Source organism: Pseudomonas sp. R2-60-08W (genome assembly GCF_003852335.1).
In the GTDB taxonomy this organism is placed as follows: domain Bacteria; phylum Pseudomonadota; class Gammaproteobacteria; order Pseudomonadales; family Pseudomonadaceae; genus Aquipseudomonas.
This window is the reverse complement of sequence record NZ_CP027731.1, coordinates 5,526,297-5,549,849: the sequence shown is the minus strand read 5'-3', so window position 1 is coordinate 5,549,849 and position 23,553 is coordinate 5,526,297. Positions and strand designations below refer to the sequence as shown.

The 23,553-nt window shown below is 60.6% G+C and carries 22 protein-coding genes; 14 read left to right on the top strand and 8 right to left on the bottom strand.

The features are described 5' to 3' along the window. Positions 1 to 8 precede the first annotated feature (8 nt). The 3 genes from ssuC to C4J90_RS25455 all read left to right on the top strand — a co-directional run bounded on the left by ssuC (position 9) and on the right by C4J90_RS25455 (position 1,922). Positions 9 to 797, top strand: coding sequence for an aliphatic sulfonate ABC transporter permease SsuC (gene ssuC, locus C4J90_RS25465; protein WP_124364874.1), 789 nt, complete (start codon positions 9 to 11; stop codon positions 795 to 797). Further along, a complete protein-coding gene (gene ssuB / locus C4J90_RS25460) occupies positions 794 to 1,600 on the top strand; it encodes an aliphatic sulfonates ABC transporter ATP-binding protein (protein ID WP_124364873.1) in 807 nt (268 codons plus the stop codon). Before ssuC ends, ssuB begins: the two co-directional genes overlap by 4 nt. A gap of 106 nt (positions 1,601 to 1,706) precedes the next feature. Next, positions 1,707 to 1,922: a molybdopterin-binding protein gene (locus tag C4J90_RS25455; RefSeq protein WP_003176783.1), complete on the top strand. Its 216-nt coding sequence runs from the start codon at positions 1,707 to 1,709 to the stop codon at positions 1,920 to 1,922. A gap of 129 nt (positions 1,923 to 2,051) precedes the next feature. Here the strand turns inward: C4J90_RS25455 and C4J90_RS25450 are convergent, their stop codons facing one another. From C4J90_RS25450 to C4J90_RS25440, 3 genes are all read right to left on the bottom strand, one after another. Further along, on the bottom strand, positions 2,052 to 2,768 hold the full coding sequence (locus C4J90_RS25450; protein WP_256658896.1) for a TetR/AcrR family transcriptional regulator: 717 nt from the start codon (positions 2,766 to 2,768) through the stop codon (positions 2,052 to 2,054). Between the two features lie 28 nt (positions 2,769 to 2,796). Continuing rightward, complete coding sequence (locus C4J90_RS25445; protein ID WP_124419880.1) at positions 2,797 to 3,945, bottom strand: DDE-type integrase/transposase/recombinase; 1,149 nt, start codon at positions 3,943 to 3,945, stop codon at positions 2,797 to 2,799. Between the two features lie 246 nt (positions 3,946 to 4,191). Next, positions 4,192 to 5,568, bottom strand: a complete 1,377-nt coding sequence (locus C4J90_RS25440) for a glutamine synthetase family protein (protein ID WP_124364871.1) — start codon at positions 5,566 to 5,568, stop codon at positions 4,192 to 4,194. A 610-nt stretch (positions 5,569 to 6,178) separates the two neighbouring features. Here C4J90_RS25440 and C4J90_RS25435 point away from each other — a divergent pair. From C4J90_RS25435 to C4J90_RS25405, 7 genes are all read left to right on the top strand, one after another. Then, entirely contained in the window at positions 6,179 to 7,537 is a 1,359-nt protein-coding gene (locus C4J90_RS25435; protein ID WP_124364870.1) for a glutamine synthetase family protein, read from the top strand. A 58-nt stretch (positions 7,538 to 7,595) separates the two neighbouring features. Then, the gene (locus tag C4J90_RS25430) at positions 7,596 to 8,960 is read left to right on the top strand and encodes an aspartate aminotransferase family protein (protein ID WP_124421083.1); all 1,365 of its coding nucleotides are present in this window, start codon (positions 7,596 to 7,598) and stop codon (positions 8,958 to 8,960) included. Positions 8,961 to 9,152: 192 nt separating this feature from the next. After that, positions 9,153 to 10,247 (top strand): polyamine ABC transporter substrate-binding protein, encoded by a 1,095-nt coding sequence (locus tag C4J90_RS25425; RefSeq protein ID WP_124416070.1) that lies wholly within the window; start codon positions 9,153 to 9,155, stop codon positions 10,245 to 10,247. A gap of 208 nt (positions 10,248 to 10,455) precedes the next feature. Next, on the top strand, positions 10,456 to 11,550 hold the full coding sequence (locus C4J90_RS25420) for a polyamine ABC transporter substrate-binding protein (protein ID WP_124415861.1): 1,095 nt from the start codon (positions 10,456 to 10,458) through the stop codon (positions 11,548 to 11,550). A 65-nt stretch (positions 11,551 to 11,615) separates the two neighbouring features. After that, the gene (locus tag C4J90_RS25415; protein WP_003176776.1) at positions 11,616 to 12,758 is read left to right on the top strand and encodes an ABC transporter ATP-binding protein; all 1,143 of its coding nucleotides are present in this window, start codon (positions 11,616 to 11,618) and stop codon (positions 12,756 to 12,758) included. After that, positions 12,755 to 13,675: an ABC transporter permease subunit gene (locus C4J90_RS25410; RefSeq protein WP_057014223.1), complete on the top strand. Its 921-nt coding sequence runs from the start codon at positions 12,755 to 12,757 to the stop codon at positions 13,673 to 13,675. The genes C4J90_RS25415 and C4J90_RS25410 overlap by 4 nt, the downstream gene beginning before the upstream one ends. Further along, complete coding sequence (locus C4J90_RS25405; RefSeq protein WP_124364867.1) at positions 13,672 to 14,556, top strand: ABC transporter permease subunit; 885 nt, start codon at positions 13,672 to 13,674, stop codon at positions 14,554 to 14,556. Before C4J90_RS25410 ends, C4J90_RS25405 begins: the two co-directional genes overlap by 4 nt. A gap of 198 nt (positions 14,557 to 14,754) precedes the next feature. On the opposite strand, the gene C4J90_RS25400 is transcribed toward C4J90_RS25405, so the two are convergent. Further along, positions 14,755 to 15,393 (bottom strand): HD domain-containing protein, encoded by a 639-nt coding sequence (locus C4J90_RS25400; RefSeq protein ID WP_124408458.1) that lies wholly within the window; start codon positions 15,391 to 15,393, stop codon positions 14,755 to 14,757. A 271-nt stretch (positions 15,394 to 15,664) separates the two neighbouring features. Here C4J90_RS25400 and C4J90_RS25395 point away from each other — a divergent pair, with 271 nt between their 5' ends. Continuing rightward, positions 15,665 to 16,630 (top strand): GlxA family transcriptional regulator, encoded by a 966-nt coding sequence (locus tag C4J90_RS25395; protein WP_124421082.1) that lies wholly within the window; start codon positions 15,665 to 15,667, stop codon positions 16,628 to 16,630. Between the two features lie 120 nt (positions 16,631 to 16,750). Here C4J90_RS25395 and C4J90_RS25390 read toward each other — a convergent pair whose 3' ends face one another. After that, the gene (locus C4J90_RS25390; protein WP_124421081.1) at positions 16,751 to 19,105 is read right to left on the bottom strand and encodes a penicillin acylase family protein; all 2,355 of its coding nucleotides are present in this window, start codon (positions 19,103 to 19,105) and stop codon (positions 16,751 to 16,753) included. A 28-nt stretch (positions 19,106 to 19,133) separates the two neighbouring features. Then, positions 19,134 to 19,709 carry a DUF6436 domain-containing protein gene (locus tag C4J90_RS25385; RefSeq protein WP_124421080.1) on the bottom strand — a complete coding sequence of 192 codons (576 nt, stop codon included), beginning with the start codon at positions 19,707 to 19,709 and terminating at the stop codon, positions 19,134 to 19,136. Positions 19,710 to 19,808: 99 nt separating this feature from the next. Between C4J90_RS25385 and C4J90_RS25380 the strand changes: the two genes are divergently transcribed. After that, a complete protein-coding gene (locus tag C4J90_RS25380) occupies positions 19,809 to 20,750 on the top strand; it encodes an alpha/beta hydrolase (RefSeq protein WP_124364862.1) in 942 nt (313 codons plus the stop codon). A gap of 107 nt (positions 20,751 to 20,857) precedes the next feature. On the opposite strand, the gene C4J90_RS25375 is transcribed toward C4J90_RS25380, so the two are convergent. Then, positions 20,858 to 21,610, bottom strand: a complete 753-nt coding sequence (locus tag C4J90_RS25375) for a DUF2059 domain-containing protein (RefSeq protein ID WP_124368740.1) — start codon at positions 21,608 to 21,610, stop codon at positions 20,858 to 20,860. A 131-nt stretch (positions 21,611 to 21,741) separates the two neighbouring features. Here C4J90_RS25375 and C4J90_RS25370 point away from each other — a divergent pair, with 131 nt between their 5' ends. Then, positions 21,742 to 22,374: a 2OG-Fe(II) oxygenase gene (locus C4J90_RS25370; protein ID WP_124365216.1), complete on the top strand. Its 633-nt coding sequence runs from the start codon at positions 21,742 to 21,744 to the stop codon at positions 22,372 to 22,374. Between the two features lie 119 nt (positions 22,375 to 22,493). On the opposite strand, the gene C4J90_RS25365 is transcribed toward C4J90_RS25370, so the two are convergent. Next, positions 22,494 to 22,973 (bottom strand): transporter substrate-binding domain-containing protein, encoded by a 480-nt coding sequence (locus C4J90_RS25365; RefSeq protein ID WP_124421079.1) that lies wholly within the window; start codon positions 22,971 to 22,973, stop codon positions 22,494 to 22,496. Between the two features lie 134 nt (positions 22,974 to 23,107). Between C4J90_RS25365 and C4J90_RS25360 the strand changes: the two genes are divergently transcribed. Beyond that, entirely contained in the window at positions 23,108 to 23,548 is a 441-nt protein-coding gene (locus tag C4J90_RS25360) for a DUF4399 domain-containing protein (RefSeq protein WP_124415854.1), read from the top strand. Positions 23,549 to 23,553 lie beyond the last annotated feature (5 nt).

Below are 23,553 nucleotides of genomic sequence, written 5' to 3'. Positions count from 1 at the left end.
GGGGCGCTATGAACCTGGAAAAATTCAGCCATCGCGTAGCGCCCTGGGTGCTGCCGATTCTATTGCTGGCGGTGTGGCAGTTGTCGGTGACGGCAGGTTGGTTGTCGACGCGCATTCTGCCGGCGCCCAGTGCGGTCATCGAGGCTGGCATCAACCTGGTCCGCAGCGGCGAAATCTGGACGCACCTGGCGATCAGCGGCTGGCGCGCGGGCCTGGGCTTTGTGATCGGTGGCAGCATCGGTTTGGCCCTGGGCTTTATCACCGGCCTGTCGAAGTGGGGCGAGCGTCTGCTGGACAGCTCGGTGCAGATGATCCGCAACGTGCCACACCTGGCGCTGATTCCCTTGGTGATCCTGTGGTTCGGGATTGACGAGACTGCGAAGATTTTCCTGGTGGCCCTGGGCACGTTGTTCCCGATCTACCTGAACACTTACCACGGCATCCGCAACGTCGACCCGGCGCTGGTGGAAATGTCGCGCAGCTACGGCTTGTCCGGCTTCAGCCTGTTCTGGCAAGTGATTCTGCCGGGCGCGTTGCCGTCGATCCTGGTGGGCGTGCGCTTTGCCCTGGGCTTTATGTGGTTGACGCTGATCGTGGCGGAAACCATCTCGGCCAGTTCCGGCATCGGTTACCTGGCGATGAACGCCCGCGAGTTCCTGCAGACCGACGTGGTGGTGCTGGCCATCGTCATGTACGCGATCCTCGGCAAGCTGGCCGACCTGGCGGCGCGAGGCCTGGAACGGGTGTGGCTGCGCTGGCACCCGGCGTATCAAGTGAATAAGGGAGGTGCGGCATGACGGCTCAACAACCCCCGCGCCTGCTCAAAGGCATCCCCCTGGCGGTGCGCAAATTGCGCAAATCCTTTGGCGCGCGTGAAGTGCTCAAGGACATCGACCTGCATATCCCAGCCGGCCAATTCGTGGCGGTGGTCGGCCGCAGCGGCTGTGGCAAAAGTACCTTGCTGCGTCTGCTGGCGGGGCTGGACAAAGCCAGTGGCGGCGAGCTGCTGGCGGGTTCTGCGCCGCTGCATGAGGCAATCGAAGACACGCGGCTGATGTTCCAGGAAGCGCGCTTGCTGCCGTGGAAAAAGATCATCGACAACGTCGGCCTGGGCCTTACGGGCAACTGGCGTCCCAAGGCGTTGCAAGCGCTGGAGGCGGTAGGCCTGGCCGAGCGCGCCGAGGAGTGGCCGGCGGCCTTGTCTGGTGGCCAGAAGCAGCGCGTCGCGTTGGCGCGGGCCCTGATTCACCAGCCGCGCCTGTTGCTGCTTGACGAACCGCTGGGCGCGCTGGATGCCCTGACACGTATCGAGATGCAGCAACTGATCGAAAACCTGTGGCAGAAACATGGCTTTACCGTGCTGCTGGTCACCCATGACGTCAGTGAAGCCGTGGCGATTGCCGACCGGGTCATCCTGATCGAAGACGGCGAAATCGGCCTGGACCTGATGGTGGACCTGCCCCGTCCCCGCGCCCGTGGCTCACATCGCCTGGCTGCGCTGGAAGCCGAAGTGCTCAACCGCGTGCTGTCGCTGCCCGGCTCACCGCCGGAACCCGAACCTGTTTCACCGCTGCCGACGCAATTGCGTTGGGCGCAATAAAGCAGCGGCAAGCTTTTAGCTTCAAGCTGCAAGAAGGAGCCCGGTGCTTTTACTTGCAGCTTGTAGCTCGCGACTTGCAGCTAATTTCCACTCGAGGAGAAATCGTATGACTATCAAAGCCATCAACGTGCGTAACCAGTTCAAAGGCACCATCAAGGAAATCGTGGTGGGCGACGTGTTGTCGGAAATCGATGTGCAGACGGCGTCTGGCATCGTCACCTCGGTGATCACCACTCGCTCGGTCAAGGAGTTGGAGTTGGTGATTGGCAGTGAAGTGATTGCCTTTGTTAAGTCGACTGAGGTGTCGATTGCCAAACTGTAATTGCTTGATCGTTCCCACGCTCTGCGTGGGAATCCCGCCTGGGACGCTCCGCGTCCCGCTGCATAAAAGTGACGCGGAGCGTCACGGGATGCATTCCCACGCAGAGCGTGGGAACGATCATTAGAAGACTCACCGCTTGGGCAAATACACCGGCAAATAAAGCCCCACATACGCATCAAACACCCGCATCCCTTCCTCCGCCATGCGCGGCGTGATCTGCCCATGCTGGTGCACCGAACGCGCATACACGCGGTCACTGAGCTCCAATGCCAGGGCAAACACATCCACATCGCTGGGTAGTGTCGGCACGTCGAAGTGGCGATTAAACACGTCGAGCATCAGATCGCCCAATTCCAGGTCATGCTGACGATCCGCCTGGGTGACTTCGGTCAAGCCATGCTGGGCCAGGATCAACTGGCGGGCTGCGGCATCATTGCTGTAGACGGTGAGCATGCGCTGCTCGACGATGCAGGACAGGTCGCGCCAGGTCGTGAGCGAGTCATGTTCGATGGGCGCCTGGATGGCCGCGCGGAAGGCTGCGTGCACATCCGCCGTCAATGCCTCCAGTAACGCCGGCACGCTGGCGAAAAAGTGGTACACCGACGAGGGCGGGATTTGCGCCCGTTCGGCCACGCTGTAGATCGACAGGCCGGCCACGCCTTCGGCCGCCAGCAAGGCGCGGGCGGCGTCCAGGATCGCGTCGATCCGGGCCTGGCTGCGGGCGCGGGGTTTGCGAGGGGCGGCGGGGCGGGGGGCATGGAAGTCTCCTACAGGGCAGCGGGCATTGTATGAGCAGGAAGGTGTGTTGTCTGCCAGAGCGCCATCGGGGTGTAGAACCGTAGACATCGTTTACATCTGAAACCGGGGACATCGTTTACACATTTGAGGCTTGGACGCGGGTCATACCTCGCCCAAGCCTTCCCAGGGGATAATCACACAAGTACAAATCCCAAACATCATCCTCAGCCTCTTTAAGCCCTATCTGCTCCCCTGACAGCGCCTCGCTGATAAATACCAACTTGCCGTTCCACTTGATCGACCCGTCCTGTCTGACGCTTCGAACCTTCATTTCGGACGGATACTCCACATCCGGCAAGCATCCTGGGTAAATCCGGGTAGACGGCACATACACGTCCCCTGGACGCTTCATACTGAGCGCTTCATGAGGGCGCACGTAATTGAACTCATGCCTGAAGTGCTCTAGCAAAAGCTGCTGCTCGATTAGGTTTTCTCCTAAGGGCAGCTCCAGTTTCAAGCTACGGTGCATCCGCTCATGGCGACCATTTTGGGCCGGTCTTCCTGGCATGGTGCGCTCCGGATAGATGCCCAGACGTATCCACCAAACTGCCAGCGTGGATATTCTTGCCAGGCCAGGAGAGGCAAACGGAACACCGTTGTCCGACCGAATAACTTCGGGCATGCCGTACTCCTGAAACAGTCTCTCAAAGGCTTGTTCAACAGGTTCAGTCTTGATCTTTGAATGAGCCCTGCACGCCAAAATCATCCGGGAAGCGTGGTCTGTGATGGTCAAAGGGAAGCACATCTGCGCGTTATGCATTTTGAATTGCCCTTTGTAGTCGGCGCACCACGTCTGGTTAGGTTCGTTGGCCTCGCGCATTACTACAGGGGAAGTACCGTGTCTGCGCTTGAAGCGCCGCTTTTGGACGAGCCCAAGTCGATCAAGCCATTGGCCTGCTGTACTTGGGGAAGGCCAGGCGATGGAGGGATCTTCAAGTCGCAATAGCTCGAGAAGCTTCTTCGGACCCCATTTATCGTGCGCCTCCTTCATCGCCACCACACGGGCCAGGATTTCATCGTCGGTTTTATTGGGGCTGTTGTGAGGGCGTCGGGACAGTTCGGCTAACGACTTTAAATCGCCATTGTGCCGGCCGATCCATTTGTCGACGGTAGGCCGACTTACGTTAAAGCGGCGCGCCAGCTGGCTTTTGGTGTAATTACCAGAAAGCCAGTCAGCGACCAGTCTGATTCGTTGATTCATCGGAGACTCTTGGTTCCAGGGCATGATCAGTTACCTCCTGATCATGCGTATTAACCTGTAAACCATGTCCCCGGTTAGAAATGTAAACGATGTCCCCGGTTTGTACCGGGGCAAGCCCCCTCCCACACTTGACCGAGTTCCAACTTTGGAATGCAGTCAAATGTGGGAGGGGGCTTGCTCCCGATGCTGCCAACGCGGTCCCTCAGAAGAAACCCATAAAAAACGCCGCAGGCCATAAGCTCTGCGGCGCTCTTTTTCTGCAGCCGCTGTTTAAACGGTATGCAGATACCAGTTGTACTCAAGGTCGGAGATGGAGTGTTCGAACTCTTCCAGCTCACTTTCCTTACAGGCGACAAAGATATCGATGTATTTAGGATCGATGTACTTGGCCATCACCTCGCTGTCATCCAACTCGCGCAGGGCATCGCGCAGGTTGTTCGGCAGGCTTTGTTCGTTCTGCTCGTAGCTGTTGCCTTCCACGGGAGCGCCCGGTTCGATCTTGTTGGTCAGACCGTGGTGCACGCCCGCCAGGACCGAAGCCATCAGCAGGTAAGGGTTGGCGTCGGCGCCCGCCACGCGGTGTTCGATACGCACGGAGTCGGCAGTGCCGGTCGGTACGCGAATCGCCACGGTGCGGTTGTCCAGGCCCCAGCACGGCGAGTTCGGCACGTAGAACTGTGCGCCGAAACGACGGTAGGAGTTGACGTTGGGGCACAGGAACGCCATTTGGGCGGGCAGGGTCTCGAGCACACCGCCGATCGCGTGACGCAATGCGGCGTTCTGCTCGGGATCCTCGCTGGCAAAGATGTTCTTGCCGTCCTTGTCCAGAATGGAGATGTGTACGTGCAAACCGTTGCCTGCCTGGCCTGGGTAAGGCTTGGCCATGAAGGTGGTGTCCATCTCATGGTCGTAAGCGATGTTCTTGATCAGGCGCTTGAGCAGTACCGCGTAGTCGCATGCCTTGATCGGGTCGGCGACGTGGTGCAGGTTCACTTCGAACTGCGCCGGGGCACTTTCCTTGACGATGGCGTCGGCCGGGATGCCTTGCTCTTTGGCACCTTCCAGAATGTCCTGGAGGCAGTCGACGTATTCGTCGAGGTCGTCGATCAGGTAGACCTGTGTCGAGTGCGGGCGTTTGCCGGAAATCGGCGAGCGAGGCGGTTGTGGCCGGCCGTTCACGTTCTCCTGGTCGATCAGGTAGAACTCAAGCTCGAAGGCGGCGCAGATGGTCAGGCCCATGTCGTCGAACTTGCTCACGACTTGGCGCAGCACTTCGCGCGGATCGGCGAAGAAGGGTTCGCCTTCCAGTTCGTGCATGGTCATCAGCAGTTGCGCGGTGGGGCGCTTTTGCCAGGGCTCATTGCACAGGGTGTCGGGGATTGGATAACAGATTCGGTCAGCATCACCGATGTCCAGGCCCAGGCCGGTGCTTTCCACCGTAGAGCCGTTGATATCCAGGGCAAATAAAGAGGCAGGCAGGTTAATGCCCTTCTCGTAAACCTTGTGGAGGCTGGTGCGTTCGATGCGCTTACCGCGCACCACACCATTCATATCCGCAATTAGAAGGTCTACGTACAGAACCTCAGGATGATCCTTAAGGAACGCGTTCGCTTCGTTAAGCTGAACGGCACGCGGGGGTACCGACATGATGCAACACCTTTGTTGTTAAAAATATCAATCATTGATCTTTTCTGGTTTCAGTCAACCCGAACGGCATGCCGAAGTCAAGCGAGGCCTTTTTTGCCCTGAAAAAGCGCCAGGGCGCCTTTTTTGGGGCTTTTTGGGGCGTTTTTTTGGGTTTGAGGGACTTGGGACCTGCAGGCTTGAGCGGGCCGTGTTGTATTTTTTACGGGGGTGTTGTGTAAAAAAATGAACAAGGCTAAGCTCGATTCAAACCCATAACAGCAATAATACCGGGGTGCTTCATGTCTCGCCTGCCGCCAACTGGCGTCTTGGCCTGCTTCAGCCAGGCTGTGTGTTCCGTTTATTCCTGCAGCGTGTATCCCTGCGCACCGGCCAATATTCTTGACGCTTGGGCCGACCCTCTCTTTTTCCCTTCGTTTGTCTCAACGGTGCCGCCCGGCAGCGCCAATGCAGAGTGCTGCTCATGATTCTGCACAAGTTTGGCGTGAGGAATGCAACGCTGCAGCAAATGGCAGGTAAGCTCCTACCCTGAGTGAACAAAACGACGCGGATGCTGCGTCAACCAACGCCTGGCCTTTTAATGGATGCCAGGAAACCCAGCCCAGAGGCATTTATGAGTAACAACCTCGACCAGCTCACCGATTGGTTGAAAGACCACAAGATCACAGAAGTCGAATGCATGATTGGCGACCTCACCGGCATCACCCGGGGCAAGATCTCGCCGACCAACAAGTTCATCGCCGAAAAAGGCATGCGCCTGCCCGAGAGCGTTCTGCTGCAGACCGTGACCGGCGACTATGTCGAAGACGACATCTATTACGAATTGCTCGACCCGGCCGACATCGACATGATCTGCCGCCCCGACCAGAACGCGGTGTTCCTGGTGCCGTGGGCCATCGAGCCGACCGCCCAGGTGATCCACGACACCTACGACAAGCAAGGCAACCCGATCGAGCTGTCGCCGCGCAACGTGCTCAAGAAGGTCCTCAAGCTCTACGCCGACCGCGGCTGGCAGCCCATCGTGGCGCCGGAGATGGAGTTCTACCTGACCAAGCGCTGCGAAGACCCGGACTTCCCGCTGCAACCGCCCATTGGCCGCTCCGGTCGCCCGGAGACGGGCCGCCAGTCCTTCTCTATAGAAGCCGCCAACGAATTCGACCCACTGTTCGAAGACGTCTACGACTGGTGCGAGCTGCAGGAACTGGACCTCGACACGCTGATCCACGAAGACGGCACCGCGCAGATGGAAATCAACTTCCGCCACGGCGATGCGCTGTCCCTGGCCGACCAGATCCTGGTGTTCAAGCGCACCATGCGTGAAGCGGCGCTCAAGCACAACGTGGCCGCCACCTTCATGGCCAAGCCGATGACCGGCGAGCCCGGCAGCGCGATGCACCTGCACCAGAGCATTATCGAGATCGCCACCGGCAAGAACGTCTTCTCCAATGAAGACGGGACCATGAGCCAACTGTTCCTCAATCACATCGGCGGCCTGCAGAAATTCATCCCCGAATTGCTGCCTTTATTCGCCCCCAACGTGAACTCGTTCCGCCGCTTCCTGCCCGACACCTCGGCGCCGGTGAACGTGGAGTGGGGCGAAGAAAACCGCACCGTGGGCCTGCGCGTACCGGATGCCGGCCCGCAGAACCGCCGCGTGGAAAACCGCTTGCCGGGCGCCGATGCCAACCCGTACCTGGCGATTGCCGCCAGCTTGCTGTGTGGCTACATCGGCATGGTCGAAGGCCATAACCCGAGCGCACCCGTGGTGGGGCGTGGCTACGAGCGACGCAACCTGCGCCTGCCGTTGACCATCGAAGACGCGCTGGAACGCATGGAAAACAGCAAGACCATCGAGAAATACCTGGGTCAGAAGTTCATCACCGGCTACGTCGCGGTCAAGCGGGCCGAGCATGAAAACTTCAAGCGCGTGATCAGTTCGTGGGAGCGGGAATTCCTGCTCTTTGCCGTCTGATGCGCCGGGCGCGCTGCTGGAACAGCGCGCCCTCACCTGAAATGTCTAGGAGATCGGTATGTCCAGCAACAACCCGCAAACCCGTGAATGGCAAGCCTTGAGCAATGATCACCACCTGGCGCCGTTCAGCGACTTCAAGCAATTGAAAGAGAAAGGCCCAAGGATCATCACCAAAGCCCACGGCGTTTACCTGTGGGACAGCGAAGGCAACAAGATCCTCGACGGCATGGCCGGCCTGTGGTGCGTGGCGATCGGCTACGGTCGCGATGAACTGGCTGACGCCGCCGCCAAGCAGATGAAAGAACTGCCGTACTACAACCTGTTCTTCCAGACCGCTCACCCGCCGGTACTCGAGCTGGCCAAAGTCATTTCCGAAGTCGCACCCGAGGGCATGAACCACGTGTTCTTCACTGGTTCCGGCTCCGAAGGCAACGACACCATGTTGCGCATGGTCCGCCACTACTGGGCGATCAAAGGCCAGCCCAACAAGAAAACCATCATCAGCCGCAAGAATGGCTACCACGGCTCCACGGTGGCCGGCGCCAGCCTGGGCGGCATGACCTACATGCATGAACAGGGCGACTTGCCGATCCCGGGCATCACCCACATCGCCCAACCGTACTGGTTTGGCGAAGGCGGCGACATGAGCCCTGACGAATTCGGGGTCTGGGCCGCCAACCAGTTGGAAGAGAAGATCCTGGAGCTGGGCGTGGACACGGTCGGTGCGTTTATTGCCGAGCCGATCCAGGGCGCCGGTGGCGTGATCGTGCCGCCCGACAGCTACTGGCCGCGCATCAAGGAAATCCTCGCCAAGTACGACATCCTGTTTGTCGCCGACGAAGTGATCTGCGGTTTCGGCCGTACCGGCGAGTGGTTCGGCAGCGATTTCTACGACCTCAAGCCCCACATGATGACCATCGCCAAAGGCCTGACCTCGGGCTACGTGCCCATGGGCGGCCTGATCGTGCACGACGATGTGGTGGCCGTGCTCAACGAAGGCGGCGATTTCAACCACGGTTTCACCTACTCCGGGCACCCGGTGGCGGCGGCGGTGGCCCTGGAAAACATCCGCATCCTGCGCGATGAAAAAATCGTTAACCGTGTACACGACGAAACGGCACCGTATTTGCAGAAACGTCTGAGGGAGCTGGCGGACCATCCACTGGTGGGTGAAGTGCGCGGCGTGGGCATGCTCGGAGCGATCGAGCTGGTGCAGGACAAGGCCACGCGCAAGCGTTACGAAGGGAAGGGCGCGGGCATGATCTGCCGCACGTTCTGCTTCGAAAATGGCCTGATCATGCGCGCCGTGGGCGACACCATGATCATTTCGCCGCCGCTGGTGATCAGCCAGGCCGAAATCGACGAACTGGTGACCAAGGCCCGCCAGTGCCTGGACCTGACTTTGGCGGCATTGCAGGGCTAAGTGCTAGGCTCAGTGCGCAGCGGCTTTCGGGTGCTGCGACTGTGTAGATAAATGTGGGGGCCTGTTGAAAGCGGGCCCCCGAACTTGCCAGACTGTCGTCCTGTTTTGTTGCCCTTTGGCTGGGCCCGAAACACCTACAACTTGCGGCCCCAAAAAGAAAAATCGGAGCATCACCCAATGAAGGCATTAGGTTTGAAGAACGCTGGCAAGACCCTCCTCGCCTTGTCCCTGATGGGCGCAATGGCGAGCGCGGCCCAGGCGGACAATAAAGTGCTGCACGTCTACAACTGGTCCGACTACATTGCACCGGACACCGTCGCCAACTTTGAAAAAGAGTCGGGCATCAAGGTGGTGTACGACGTGTTCGACAGCAACGAGACCCTGGAAGCCAAGTTGCTGGCAGGCAAGTCCGGCTACGATATCGTCGTACCCTCGAACAACTTCCTCGCCAAGCAGATCAAGGCCGGTGTCTACCAGGAGCTGGACACGTCCAAGTTGCCCAACTACAGCAACCTGAACAAATCCCTGCTTAAAGCCGTGTCGGTCAGCGACCCGGACAACAAGCACGCCTTCCCGTACATGTGGGGCTCAATTGGTATCGGCTACAACCCGGAGAAGGTCAAGGCCGCGCTGGGCGTGGACAAGATCGAGTCGTGGGACGTGCTGATGAAGCCGGAAAACATCGCCAAGCTGAAAAGCTGCGGCGTGAGCTTCCTCGACTCGCCGACCGAAATGCTGCCGATCGCGCTGCATTACCTGGGCCTGCCGACCGACACCCAGAAGAAGGCCGACCTCAAGCAAGCCGAAGACCTGTTCCTGAAAATCCGCCCGTCGATTGGCTACTTCCACTCGTCCAAGTACATCTCGGACCTGGCCAACGGCAACATCTGCGTCGCCGTGGGTTACTCGGGTGACATCCAGCAGGCCAAGTCCCGTGCGGCTGAAGCTGGTGGCAAAGTCAAAGTGGCCTACGACATTCCGAAAGAAGGCGCCGGCAGCTTCTTCGACATGGTCGCCATCCCGAAAGATGCTGAAAACGTCGACGCCGCCTATGCATTCATGAACTACCTGCTCAAGCCGGAAGTCATGGCGTCGATCACCAACAGCGTGCGCTTCCCGAACGGCAACGAGAAGGCCACCGCGCTGGTCGACAAAGACATCACCAGCGACCCGGGCATCTACCCGTCGGCAGAAGTGCAGGCCAAGCTCTACGCGATTGCGGACCTGCCGGCTGCGACCCAGCGTGAAATGACGCGCAGCTGGACCAAGATCAAATCCGGTAAATAAGCCTCAAAACCTGTGGGAGGGGGCTTGCCCCCGATGGCGTTGTATCAGAAACACCTGTGCAAGCTGACACACCGCCATCGGGGGCAAGCCCCCTCCCACAAATTAGATCAAAGAAAGTTTTGCCGGATCGGTTTATCGAGGGTAAGTTGCGCGCCGGTTTTGTTGCCGGGCAACAACTCTAGGGCCAACTATTTAAGAGGACCTCCACTTGCCAATTTCTTTATTTCGCAAAGCCTTGCTGGTGGGTGCAGGTATCACGCTGGCTGTCAGCGTGCAGGCCGCACCGACCGTGCATGTTTATAACTGGTCGGACTACATCGGCCCCGACACATTGGCCAACTTCGAAAAGGCCACCGGCATCAAGCCCGTCTATGACGTGTTCGATTCCAACGAAACCCTGGAAGGCAAGCTGCTCGCCGGGCGTACCGGTTACGACGTGGTGGTGCCGTCCAACCACTTCCTGGGCAAGCAGATCAAGGCCGGGGCGTTCCAGAAGCTGGATAAGTCCCTGCTGACCAATTACGCCAACCTTGACCCGGCATTGCTCAAGCGTCTTGAGAAAAATGATCCGGGCAATGGCTACGCCGTGCCGTACCTGTGGGGCACCAACGGCATCGGTTACAACGTCGACAAAGTGAAGGAGGTGCTGGGCGTCGACAAGATCGATTCCTGGGCCGTGCTGTTCGAGCCGGAAAACATGAAGAAGCTCGCCACCTGCGGCGTTTCGTTCATGGACTCGGCGGATGAAATGCTGCCGGCCGTGCTCAACTACATGGGCCTGGACCCTAACAGTACCAACCCGGCCGACTACAGGAAGGCCGAGGAAAAACTGCTCAAGGTACGGCCCTACGTGACCTACTTCCATTCCTCCAAATACATCTCGGACCTGGCCAACGGCAATATCTGCGTGGCAGCCGGTTTCTCTGGTGATGTGTTCCAGGCCAAGGCCCGCGCAAGCGAGGCAGGCAAAGGCGTGAACATCGCCTACGCGATTCCCAAGGAAGGCGGCAACCTGTGGTTTGACGTGCTGGCGATCCCCAAGGACGCCGCCAACGTCAAAGAGGCTCACGCCTTCATCAACTATTTGCTGCAACCTGAGGTGATCGCTCAGGTCAGTGACTACGTCGGTTATGCCAACCCTAACCCCGGGGCGGACACTCTGATGGAGCAATCGATACGCACCGACGCAGCGGTTTACCCACCGCAGGCGGTTCTCGACCGGACATTCGTCAACGTCGAGCTACCCCCGAACGTGCAGCGTTTAATGACCCGTAGCTGGACCAAGGTCAAGACGGGCAAGTAAGGCTCAAACTATTCAAGGTTCGCCTGCACCGGGCGAGCTGTACTCTTTTTTTGGGAGTTTCGTAAATGGCAGTTGCCTCCGGCGCCTATAAGAAAGCCCTCGAGGGCGACCAGACACCGAAAAAGGTGTTGGTCAAAATCGACCGGGTCACGAAGAAGTTCGACGAGACGATTGCGGTGGACGATGTGTCCCTGGAAATCAAGAAAGGCGAGATATTCGCCTTGCTCGGCGGTTCGGGGTCGGGCAAGTCCACCTTGCTGCGCATGCTCGCAGGCTTCGAGCGCCCGACCGAAGGTCGCATCTACCTCGACGGTGTGGACATCACCGACATGCCGCCCTATGAGCGGCCGATCAACATGATGTTCCAGTCCTACGCCTTGTTCCCGCACATGACCGTGGCACAGAACATCGCTTTCGGCCTGCAACAGGACAAGATTCCCAAGGCTGAAGTCGACGCTCGCGTGGCCGAGATGCTCAAGCTGGTGCAGATGAGCCAGTACGCCAAGCGCAAGCCGCACCAGTTGTCCGGCGGCCAACGCCAGCGTGTGGCCCTGGCCCGTTCCCTGGCCAAGCGCCCGAAACTGCTGCTGCTCGATGAGCCGATGGGCGCCCTCGACAAGAAGCTGCGCTCTCAGATGCAACTGGAGCTGGTCGAGATCATCGAACGCGTCGGCGTGACCTGTGTGATGGTGACCCACGATCAGGAAGAGGCCATGACCATGGCCGAGCGCATCGCCATCATGCACCTGGGCTGGATCGCCCAGATCGGCAGCCCGATCGACATCTACGAAACCCCCACCAGCCGCCTGGTGTGCGAGTTCATCGGCAACGTCAATATCTTCGACACCCAAGTGGTGGACGACGCCGAAGGCCACGCCGTGCTCAAGTGCCCGGACCTGGACCGCGATATCTACGTGGGCTACGGCATCGCCACCGCAGTGGAAGACAAGTCGGTGACTTACGCCATCCGCCCGGAAAAACTGCTGGTCACAACAGAAATGCCGACCTGCGAGCACAACTGGTCCAGCGGCAAAGTCCACGACATCGCCTACCTGGGCGGCCACTCGGTGTTCTATGTGGAGCTGCCGAGCGGCAAGCTGGTGCAGTCCTTCGTCGCCAACGCCGAACGCCGTGGCCAGCGCCCAACCTGGGGCGACCAGGTGTACGTCTGGTGGGAAGACGACAGCGGCGTGGTACTGCGCTCATGAACATGAAGAAATTCAAGCGGCGCTTGGATCGCATCGTGCCCAGTGGCAAGCAGGTGGTCATCGGGATTCCCTTCCTCTGGCTGTTCCTGTTTTTCGCCCTGCCGTTTTTCATCGTGCTGAAAATCAGCTTTGCCGAAGCCGATGTGGCGATTCCGCCCTACACCGAGATCTACACCTACGTTGAGCAAAAGCTGCAAGTGGTGCTGAACCTGGCCAACTACAGCTTGCTGGCGGGCGATGAGCTCTACATCGCCGCGTACCTGGGCTCGCTGAAGATGGCGTTTTTCAGCACGCTGCTGTGCCTGCTGATCGGCTACCCGATGGCCTATGCCATCGCCACCGCGCGCAAGGAAATGCAAACGGTGCTGGTGCTGCTGATCATGATGCCGACCTGGACCGCGATCCTGATCCGCGTCTATGCGTGGATGGGCATCCTCAGCAACAACGGTTTGCTCAACGGCTTCCTGATGTCCATGGGGCTGATCAACGAACCGCTGCAGATCCTCAACACCAACATCGCGGTGTATATCGGCGTGGTCTATTCGTACCTGCCATTCATGATCCTGCCGCTGTACGCCAACCTGGTCAAACACGACCAGAGCCTGCTGGAAGCCGCGTCGGACCTGGGTTCGAGCACCTTCAATAGTTTCTGGAAAATCACCGTGCCGCTGTCCAAGAACGGCATTATCGCAGGCTGCATGCTGGTGTTTATCCCGGTGGTGGGCGAGTTCGTGATTCCTGAACTGCTCGGCGGCCCGGAAACCCTGATGATCGGTAAAGTGCTGTGGCAAGAATTCTTCAACAACCGTGACTGGCCGGTGGCCTCTGCATTGGCCGTGGTGATGCTGGCGATCCTGATCGTGCCGATCATCCTGTTCAACCGCAGCCAGGCTAAAGAGCTGGAGGGCAAGATATGAAACGCTTTCGTTTCTCCAGCTTCATGCTGGTCGTGGGGTTGTTGTTCATCTACCTGCCGATGCTGATCCTGGTGATCTACTCGTTCAACGAATCCAAGCTGGTGACGGTGTGGGGCGGTTGGTCGATCAAGTGGTACGTGGGCCTGCTGGACAACACCCAGTTGATGGGCTCGGTGGCGCGTTCCCTGGAAATCGCCTGCTACACGGCGGTGGCGGCGGTAGCGCTGGGTACACTGGCGGCGTTCGTGCTGACGCGCATCAGCCAGTTCAAGGGGCGTACGCTGTTTGGCGGCCTGGTCACGGCGCCGTTGGTGATGCCGGAAGTGATCACCGGCTTGTCGCTGTTGCTGCTGTTCGTGGCCATGGCGCAGATGATCGGCTGGCCCCAGGAGCGTGGCATCGTCACCATCTGGATCGCCCACACCACCTTCTGCGCGGCGTATGTGGCGGTGGTGGTGTCGGCACGCTTGCGTGAACTGGACCTGTCGATCGAGGAAGCGGCGATGGACCTGGGGGCACGGCCGTGGAAGGTGTTCTTCCTGATCACCATCCCGATGATCGCGCCATCGCTGGCGGCGGGCGGCATGATGTCGTTCGCGCTGTCGCTGGATGACCTGGTATTGGCCAGCTTCGTCTCGGGGCCGGGTTCGACCACCTTGCCGATGGAAGTGTTCTCGGCCGTGCGCCTTGGGGTCAAACCTGAGATTAACGCGGTGGCCAGCCTGATTCTGCTGGCGGTGTCGCTGGTGACCTTCCTGGTGTGGTTCTTCAGCCGTCGGGCCGAGGAGCATCGCAAGAAAGCCATCCAGCAAGCGATTGAAGAAGCGGCGGCGGATGGCTGGAAACAGCCGGACGCGCGCCGGGCGCCCGCACCGGTCTAACTGCCGGAACCGGATCAAAATGTGGGAGGGGGCTTGCCCCCGATTGCTGAGTGTCAGTCAGCACACCTGATACTGATACACCGCCATGATCGTTCCCACGCTCCGCGTGGGAGCGCCTCCTGTGACGCTCTGCGTCACGCGTTTAGAAGCTGACGCGGAGCGTCCTGGCCTGCATTCCCACGCAGAGCGTGGGAACGATCAGGTCCAGGGTGAAGTACGAATCACCTCGACAAAATTCATCGGCTTGAACCCCGGCTCCTGATCCACCAGCACGTCGGTCTTCACGTTGCCAAACGTGGTCTGCGGGCGATGACGCAAGCCATCGGCGAAGGCGCAGATGATGCATTCCTTGAATCCCTCACCGCGTGGATGCGCATGCACCACGGCTTCGCGCTGCACGTTGCTGAACGCGGCGTAGTCCAGGCCCAGCACGTCCATCTCCACCCCTGCCGTCACCAGCGCCACGGTCGGGCGCAGATGCTGCGGCACGCCCGGTGTGGTGTGCAGGGCAATGGACAGCCATACCTGTTCGATATCGTCATCACTGAGCCCATAAGGCTTGAGGAAAGCGGCCGCCGCGTTGGCGCCGTCCACTTCGAAGCGTTCGTCGGCACTGCGGTGGCCTTCCACCAGGCCGAGGTCGTGGAACATTGCGCCGACGTACAGCAACTCCGGGTTGTACGCCAACTGCTTGCGCTCACCGCTCAAGGCGCCGAACAGGAATACCCGGCGGGAGTGGTGGTAGAGCAGGTCGGACTCAATGTCGCGGATGTATTCCGTGGTGGCCCTGGCCAGGGCGCTGTCGGGGATCGTGATACCGGCGATGGTGGTGCTCATGGGGGTTCTCCTCTGGGAAGCATCCAGTCTGGTCGTGCTTGCGTGCGAGGGCTATGGCGGCGAGGGAGCGATCCCGGCCAATGTGCCGACACATCGTGCCAAGGCAAAATCGGCTAGGGTAAGGCCTGCGACAATCCAAATGTGGGAGGGGGCTTGCTCCCGATGGCGGTGGGTCAGTCATACATGTACTGACTGACACGGCCTCATCGGGAGCAAGCCCCCTCCCACAGGGTTCTGTGTTTTATTCAGCTAAGAAAAGGTGTCTGTGAGCATGGGCAAAACCGTCGCCATCCTGATCTTCCCTGGCGTCCAGTCACTGGACGTGACCGGGCCTATGGATGTGTTCTGCGAGGCCAACCGCTTCCTCGCGGCTGAAGACCACTATCAGCTGGACGTGATCGGCTTTGCACACGGCAGCATGGCCTGTTCCAACGGGTTGTCATTGCAGGCCCACCGGCATTACAGCGAAGCCCTGCAGGCTTATGACCTGTTGCTGGTCGCCGGCGGCCCGCAGTTGCCGTTCGAAGATTTTGGCCCGGCCTTCGATGACTGGCTGCGCGCCGCCGCGGCGCGGGCCCGGCGCTTCGGTTCGATCTGCAATGGCGCCTTCATGCTGGCCCGCGCCGGTCTGCTAGACGGTAAAACCGTGACCACCCATTGGGGAGACGCCGCCGACCTGGCCCGGTTGTGCCCCTCGGCCCAGGTCGAAGCCGACCGCCTGTATGTGCAGGACGGCAACCTCTACACCTCGGCCGGGGTCACGGCGGGGATCGACCTGTCGCTGTACCTGCTGGCCCAGGACCATGGCCCGGAAGTCGCATTGAGCGTGGCCAAGCGCCTGGTGGTGTTCACCCAGCGCTCGGGCGGCCAGTCACAGTTCAGCCCGTTTCTCACGCCCCATGCCGAAACCACCTCGGCGGTGGCGCTGGTGCAGTTGTACGTGCTGGCGAACCTGACCGGGGACCTGGGCATTGCCGACCTGGCCAGGGCGGCGAATATGAGTGCGCGCAATTTCTCCCGGGTGTTCGCCCGTGAAGCGCGGGTTACGCCGGCGGAATTTGTCGAGAGGGCACGGGTGGATGCGGCGCGGGTCATGCTCGAGAGCACGCATGCGCCGCTCAAGACGGTGGCCTACCAATGCGGTTTTCGCGATGCGCAGCACATGCGCAGTGTGTTCAACCGTCGGCTGGGCGTGACGCCGCAACAGTTCAGGCTCAATTTCGCGGCGCCCGTGTAGCGATAACTAATGTGGGAGGGGGCTTGCCCCCGATAGCAGTGGGTCAGTCAACTCATGTGTCGCTGACCCACCGCAATCGGGGGCAAGCCCCCTCCCACATTTTAATCGAGTGGAACATAGCTATCTGGCAGGCAACAATTTCAAGGTGCCACGAGTATTGGCCGTGATTTCCTCTTCATTGAAATGCGCCTGCTCGTAGCCGCCTTCGATATAGGTTTGCGCCTGATCGCTGTAGTGAGCATCAAAGGGCGCACCGCTTTGCCCCACCGGGTTGATGGTCAAGGCATGGGCCGCGTCGGCGAAGTCGATCAGGCGGCGGGTCGAGGGGCCGTAGGTCACCGGCCAGGGCGCCGGGCCGATCATGGCGGTCTGGTTGTTCGGCACTTCGTGACTGCCCGGCGCCGCGAAGGGGCCCACGTTGAATAGCCTGTCCAGCGGCTTCTGCATGCCCAGCGGGTGGCCGTGGGTCAGGGTGTGCGCCTTGCCCCACTGCCACTGGGACGGGTCATCACCGAAGGTGGCTTTCAGGTGCGCCAGGCTGTTATCCCAGGCCAGCTTGACGGTGCCGGCTCGCGTGCCGTTCCACCAGGGCGAATCCGGCGTGGCGGCCAGGCGTGGCAGGGCGGCGTCGATCACGCGGGTGCCGAGCAGGGTCTTGAACATAGCGTCGCCCATTTTCGGGTGGAAGGTGGCGTCAGCGAGGTTGAACAGCAATTGGTTGAACAGGGTGGCGCTGGTGGAATCCAGCGGGTAGTCGCCTTTCCAGCTTGCCAGTTGCTCCACCAGCTTTACCTGCGCCGGGTCTGTGACCACCTCACGCAGTACCGGCAACAGCGGCGCCAGCAGGCGCGGCCCAAAGGCAGTGGTGGTGCCCAGTTGCAGGGCCTGGCTGTTGTTGACGTCCCACTTCACGCGGTTGTCGCTCAACTGCGCATTCAGCTGCTGGCCACGGTCGGCCAGGTTGTAATAACCGGGGATCTCCATGCCGGTGGGTGACGCCGGCTGGGCATTGGCGGAGACCACATAGCCGCGCGCCGGGTTTTCTTCCTGGGGGTTGGCGCTGAAAGGGTAGAAACCCAGCTTGTCGGCCTGGGCGGTACTGCCGTCGAGGATGAACGCCGGGTTGACGCCGGCCGGGCGTATCGGCAATTGCGCCGCCGCCCACCAGCCAATATCGCCCTTGGCATTGGCCCACACGATATTCAGCCCAGGCGCCGAGACGTTGGCCGCCGCCGCCCGTGCCTTGGCCAGGGAGTCGGCACGGTTGAGCTGGTAGAAACCCTCGAGGATCGGGTTTTCGCTGTCGAGGAACGCCCACCACATGGCGATCGGCGTGGTGCCGGCGTTTTCACCGAGCACGTCATTGACGATCGGGCCGTGGGGCGAGCGGCGCAGGGTCAGCGTGACCGGGGCCTGGCCCTTGACCTGGATCTGCTGTTCGCTGCTGCTCATGTCGACCCACTGGCCGTGATACCAGACCTCGTTGGGGTTGGCCGGGTTGACCTTTTCGGCGATCAGGTCGAGGTCGTCGTTCTGGAACATGGTCAGGCTCCAGCCGAAGTCCAGGTTGTGCCCGAGGAAGGCCACCGGCACCAGCGCGTTGTGGTAGCCATACAACTCAAAGCCGGGCGCCGACAGCTGCGCCTCGTACCACACCGACGGCACCGAGAAGCGGATATGGGGGTCGCCCGCCAGCAATGGTTTGCCACTCTGGGTGCGACTGCCGCTGATGGCCCAGGCATTGCTGCCTTCAAATTGCGGCAAGCCGTTGTCAGCCAGGGCCTGCTCGCTCAGGCTGGCGAGGGCGCCAAGAGTCTTCCAGTCGCCGGCCGCCAGGTTAAGGGCGCCTTTGGCTTGCCAATCGAGGTCGAAGACCTTGAGGTAGTCGCTGCCCAGTTGGTCGCGTACGTAAGTCAGCACCGGTTCGGTACGAAAGGCCGCAGCAAAGCTGTAGGCCATATACCCGGCGACACTGATGGAGTCCTCGGCGGTGAACGGGCGCTTGGGGATGCCCAGCACGTCGAACTCGATCGGGCTGGCGTGGCTGGCCTGATATTGGTTGATCCCGTCCAGGTAGGCTTGCAGGGCCTTCCAGGCGGCCGACTCGGTGTTCATGTGCTCGACGTAGCTTGAGGCGCGCTCGCGAATCCGCAGGCTGCGAAACAGCTTATCGGTCTCCAGCAGCTTGGGCCCGAGCACCTCGGCCAGCTCGCCACGGGCCAGGCGGCGCATGATTTCCATCTGGAACAGCCGGTCCTGGGCATGCACATAGCCCAGGGCGCGGTACAGGTCGGCCTCGTTGCCGGCGCGGATATGCGGCACGCCACGGTCGTCGTAACGCACCGTGACCGAGCCTTGCAAGTGCGCCAGGGTGACGGTGCCCTGGCGGGTGGGTTGCTTGCTGTAGACGTACCAGCCAGCGCCGAGGGCGAGCAGCACAACCAGCACCACGAGAGCCTGCAAGACACGCTTCATCGACTTTCCTTAACCCTGAATGGACCGACTACGGTTCCTTAGGCCACGAACAATAGCAGCCCACCGCCAGGGTGTGCGTGGCATTCACTTCGCGCCCGGCTTCGAGGGCCTTGAGGATCGGCTCAATAAAACTGTTGCCGGAATTGCACGTCAGCCCTTCGCTGTACGGCCCGAAATACGCCAGCTTGCCTGTACGGTCCCAGATACCCACGGCCGGACTGGCCGGCACCTGATCGGCGCCGGGCAGGGCGTCGAGGGTTTTCATCTGGCGCAGGGTGTCCGGCAAGGCGCCGTGGCTGCCGGCCTTTTGCAAGGCATAGAACTCGACACCTTGCGGCGCGTATTGCTCGATCAGCTCGCTCAGGTGTTGCTGGTTACCGACATTGCACGGGCAGGCCGGGTCCCAGAAGTGCACCAGGCGAATCGGCCCAGGCCCGCGCAGTGCGGCGGGCAGTTGCAGCGTATCACCGGAGAACACCGCCGTGTGTTCGCTGAAGGCGCGCAGGTAACGGCCCTGGAACCAGTCATACGCGGCCCACAGCACGGCGGCGCAGATAATCAGCACCAGGCTGGCGAACAAGGCAGTGCGGTGGGGCTGTCGCATTCAGAGGTATCCTCGCGGGTCGCGTAGCTTGCCATGCTTGTCCTGACAGATGAATATCGCAGCTCGATATTCATCTTCACCGTCAGTCTGGAAGCCTTTATGCCCGTTAACTTTGACCCTGATCATCTGCGCGAAAGCTTGCGGCCCCTGGTGGATGCGCAGCCTTTGTCAGCCGAGGCGCGGGTCTATCAACGTTTCTATGGACTCGACCTGGGCGCACGCAAGGTGCCGGCTGTGAGCCGTCTGGGGCGCTTGGAGGTGGGCGGGTTCGAGGTGGTGGCGCAGGTATGGTGGCCGGCTGCGCCCGTGGCGACAATGTTCATGTTCCACGGCTTCTACGACCATATGGGGCTGTACCGCCACGTAGTGGACTGGGCGCTGGACCAGGGCTTCGTGGTGATCGCCTGCGACCTGCCGGGCCATGGCTTGTCCAGCGGCGTGCGTGCCAGTATCGATGAGTTTGCGGTGTACCAGGACGTGGTCCAGGCGTTGTTCGCCGAGGCCCAGGCGCTGCAATTGCCGCAACCCTGGCACCTGTTCGGGCAAAGCACCGGCGGCGCCATCGTGGTGGATCACCTGCTCAACCACGGCGCCGAAAGCCCGGCCCAAGGCAAGACCTTTCTGCTGTCGCCGCTGGTACGTCCGCGTGCATGGGGCTGGTCGCAAGCCAGCTATTACCTGCTGCGCCCGTTCGTCAAAGGCATCGCGCGACGCTTCAGCGATAACTCCAACGACCCGGCCTTCAAGCCCTTTCTCGAAGCCGACCCGTTGCAGCCGCGCCAACTGCCGACCGCCTGGGTAGGCGCCCTGGCGCGCTGGATCAAACGCATCGAAGCCGCACCGCGCAGCCCACGACGGCCGGTGATCGTGCAGGGTGAAGAGGATATGACGGTGGATTGGCAGCACAATTTGCGGGTGCTGCGCAGCAAGTTCGACCAGCCCGAGGTGTTGATGCTCAAGCGCGGCAGGCATCATCTGGCCAATGAAATTCCAGAAATTCGCGAAGAGTATTTCCGGTATCTGACAGACCAACTGAAGTAACGCATTCTAAATGTGGGAGGGGGCTTGCCCCCGATTGCGGTGGGCCAGCTACACATAAGTTGACTGACACACCGCAATCGGGAGCAAGCCCCCTCCCACATTTTTTTCTACTGCGTAAGGCTGGAGGTGCTTTGGCCGACAGCCAGCCCTGCGCGGATGGCGGCGAGCGCTGCCTGGTAATACGCCTTGCCTTCCGGCGATTCGGCAAACGTAGCGAATTCTTCCAGCTCCGGGTCAGACAAGTCCCGATAGACGTACAGCAGCGTGTTATTCAGATCTTTGTCGATCTGCTGCATCAGCCGCTCACGCTGCCCGTTCAACATGCCCTGAGCCTGGCCGCCGCCCAACAGGCCGGGGATCATCTGGCTCAAGCTGTCCGCCGCCACGCCGGCAATCGCCAGGCTGACTTCGGCGCCCGCTTCACGCGCGGGCAGGGCCTGGGCCAGGTGGCCGATGATCAGGCTGCGGGTAGCATCGGCTTGGATTTTCGGCAGGCCCTGGGCGTTTTTCGCCAATTGGTCGCGACGCGTGGCGAGCAGTTCGGCGGCGACAATCTTGCGGCCCAGGGGCGACTGGAAAAAACTCAGGGCCGGTTTGGGGTCCGCCAGGTGCTTGCGCAACTGGGCCTCGGCGCGCTGGTCCATGGCCTGGGCCGCGAAGCGTTTGTTGCTGTTGTCCACCAGCGCCTGGTACACCGCCGGCGGCAGGCTGTTGCGGTAGCGCTGTTGGGCGGCACTGAGGGCGTCATTGAAATGCGCACGTTGTTCGGCCCAGCCGGCAACCTTGTACAACTGGTCATGGCCGTCTGCCCAGGCGGGCAAAACGCAGAACATCAGCAAGGAAAGAAACAAACGACGCATAAGGACTCCTGTCAGTCGGCCACTATTGTCCGTGTCGGGCGTAGGATTTGTCGAGAAGTCCTATCAGTCACCTGACTAAAGTGTATTCGAGCGCTCGACGGCGCTGTCGGATTTCCAGGCGTATGGATACTATGCGCGCCATGCAAATGCCCCTTGATCACCCCCTGCTGCAACGCATTGTCGACGACCTGGCCGAACAAGGCTGGTCGCAGCAGCATGCCTTCCTGCCCCAGGCTCTGACCCTGGAGCTGGCGGCTGAGTGCCGTAAACGTGCGGCTGAAGGTGAGCTGGCGCCAGCGGCGGTGGGGCGCGGGCCCGCCCAGGAAATTCGCGAGGGGATTCGCGGCGACCACATCCAATGGCTGGAAGAGGGCGATGCCGCCGTCTGCGATACCTACATGGCGATAATGGACGGCCTGCGCCTGGCCATGAACCGTGGCCTGTTCCTTGGCCTGGAAGACTTCGAAAGCCACTTCGCGATGTACCCGCCCGGGGCGTTCTACCTCAAGCATGTGGATCGTTTTCGCGACGATGACCGGCGCATGGTCTCGGCCGTGATCTATTTGAACGACGCCTGGCTGCCCGAACACGGCGGGCAGTTGCGCATGTACCTCAAGGGTGGCATCGAACACGACGTGGCGCCTACCGGCGGCAGCCTGGTGGTGTTCCTCTCCGGCGAAGTGCCCCACGAGGTCCTGCCTGCCACGCGTGAACGCCTGTCCCTGACCGGCTGGTTCCGTCGGCGCGGTAACGAGCCGTTTTAAGCCGGCGTCAAGTCTTGCCTGGAACAAAATGTGGGAGGGGGCACCCCGATAGCGGTGGGTCAGTCAGTTAATCTCTGGCTGACACTCCGCAATCGGGGGCAAGCCCCCTCCCACATGGGTTATCGCGTATTCCCGTCGAGCCACTTCTCTTCCAGCGCCTTTAACCGGCCATCATCCTTCACTCGCTTCAACGCATTGTCCAGGCTGCTCTTGAACGCCGGATTGCCCTTCTGGAACGGGATCACCAGCTCCGGCGTCTGGTGATACGCCGCGCTGAAATCGAACTGATCCTCAAGCTCGGCAGTCATAGCGATATGGTTAAGCGCCACGTCATATTTGCCGGTCGCCACGCCGTTCAGCAGGTCGGCATCATCGGTGGTGATAAACGAGGAGCGTACGTCCATCTCCTTTGCCAGCAGTTCACCCAGCTCGACCTCAAAGCCGGTGAGCTTCTCGCCCTCCTTGAAATTGTAAGGCGGGGTGTTGGCTTCAAGGGCGATGCGCAGCTCACCGCGATCGTTGACATCATCGATCAGCTCGGCGTGAGCCGGGGCGCTTAGAAGGGGAAGCAGCAGTAACAGGCCAGGCAAAAAGCGCATGGTCACTCCTAAAGAATTCGTACGGGCGAGACGCCGTTCAGCATCGCTTTGCTATGGTGTCGAGTGCCTTGGACAGCAATTTGTCGCGAAGTTGTCATAACCCTACAGATTTCACCGAAAAACTGGAGAAGCGAATGAAAGCCCTTTTGTCCCGTGCAACCCTGGCCTCTTTGATGCTGGGTGCTTCGATGTTGGCCACTGCCGCCGACGGCATCCCGCGCAGCGCGCCGCCTGAAGACGCGAAAGTATTCATCGTCTCGCCCAAAGACGGCGCCACTGTCGATAAGACCTTCACCGTGAAATTCGGCATGGAAGGCCTGCAACTGGCGCCGGCCACCGACCAGACGGCCGGCACCGGCCACCACCACTTGCTGATCGACCAGAAAGAATTGCCCGATGCGAAACTGCCGATTCCGGCCACCGATACCGTGATCCATTACGGCAAGGCTCAGACCGAAACCGAACTGACCCTGACGCCCGGCAAGCACACCTTGCAACTGGTGGCCGGCGACAAACTGCACATGCAGTTCAACCCGACGGTTGCCTCGAAAGTCATCACGGTTAACGTGAAATAAAAAAA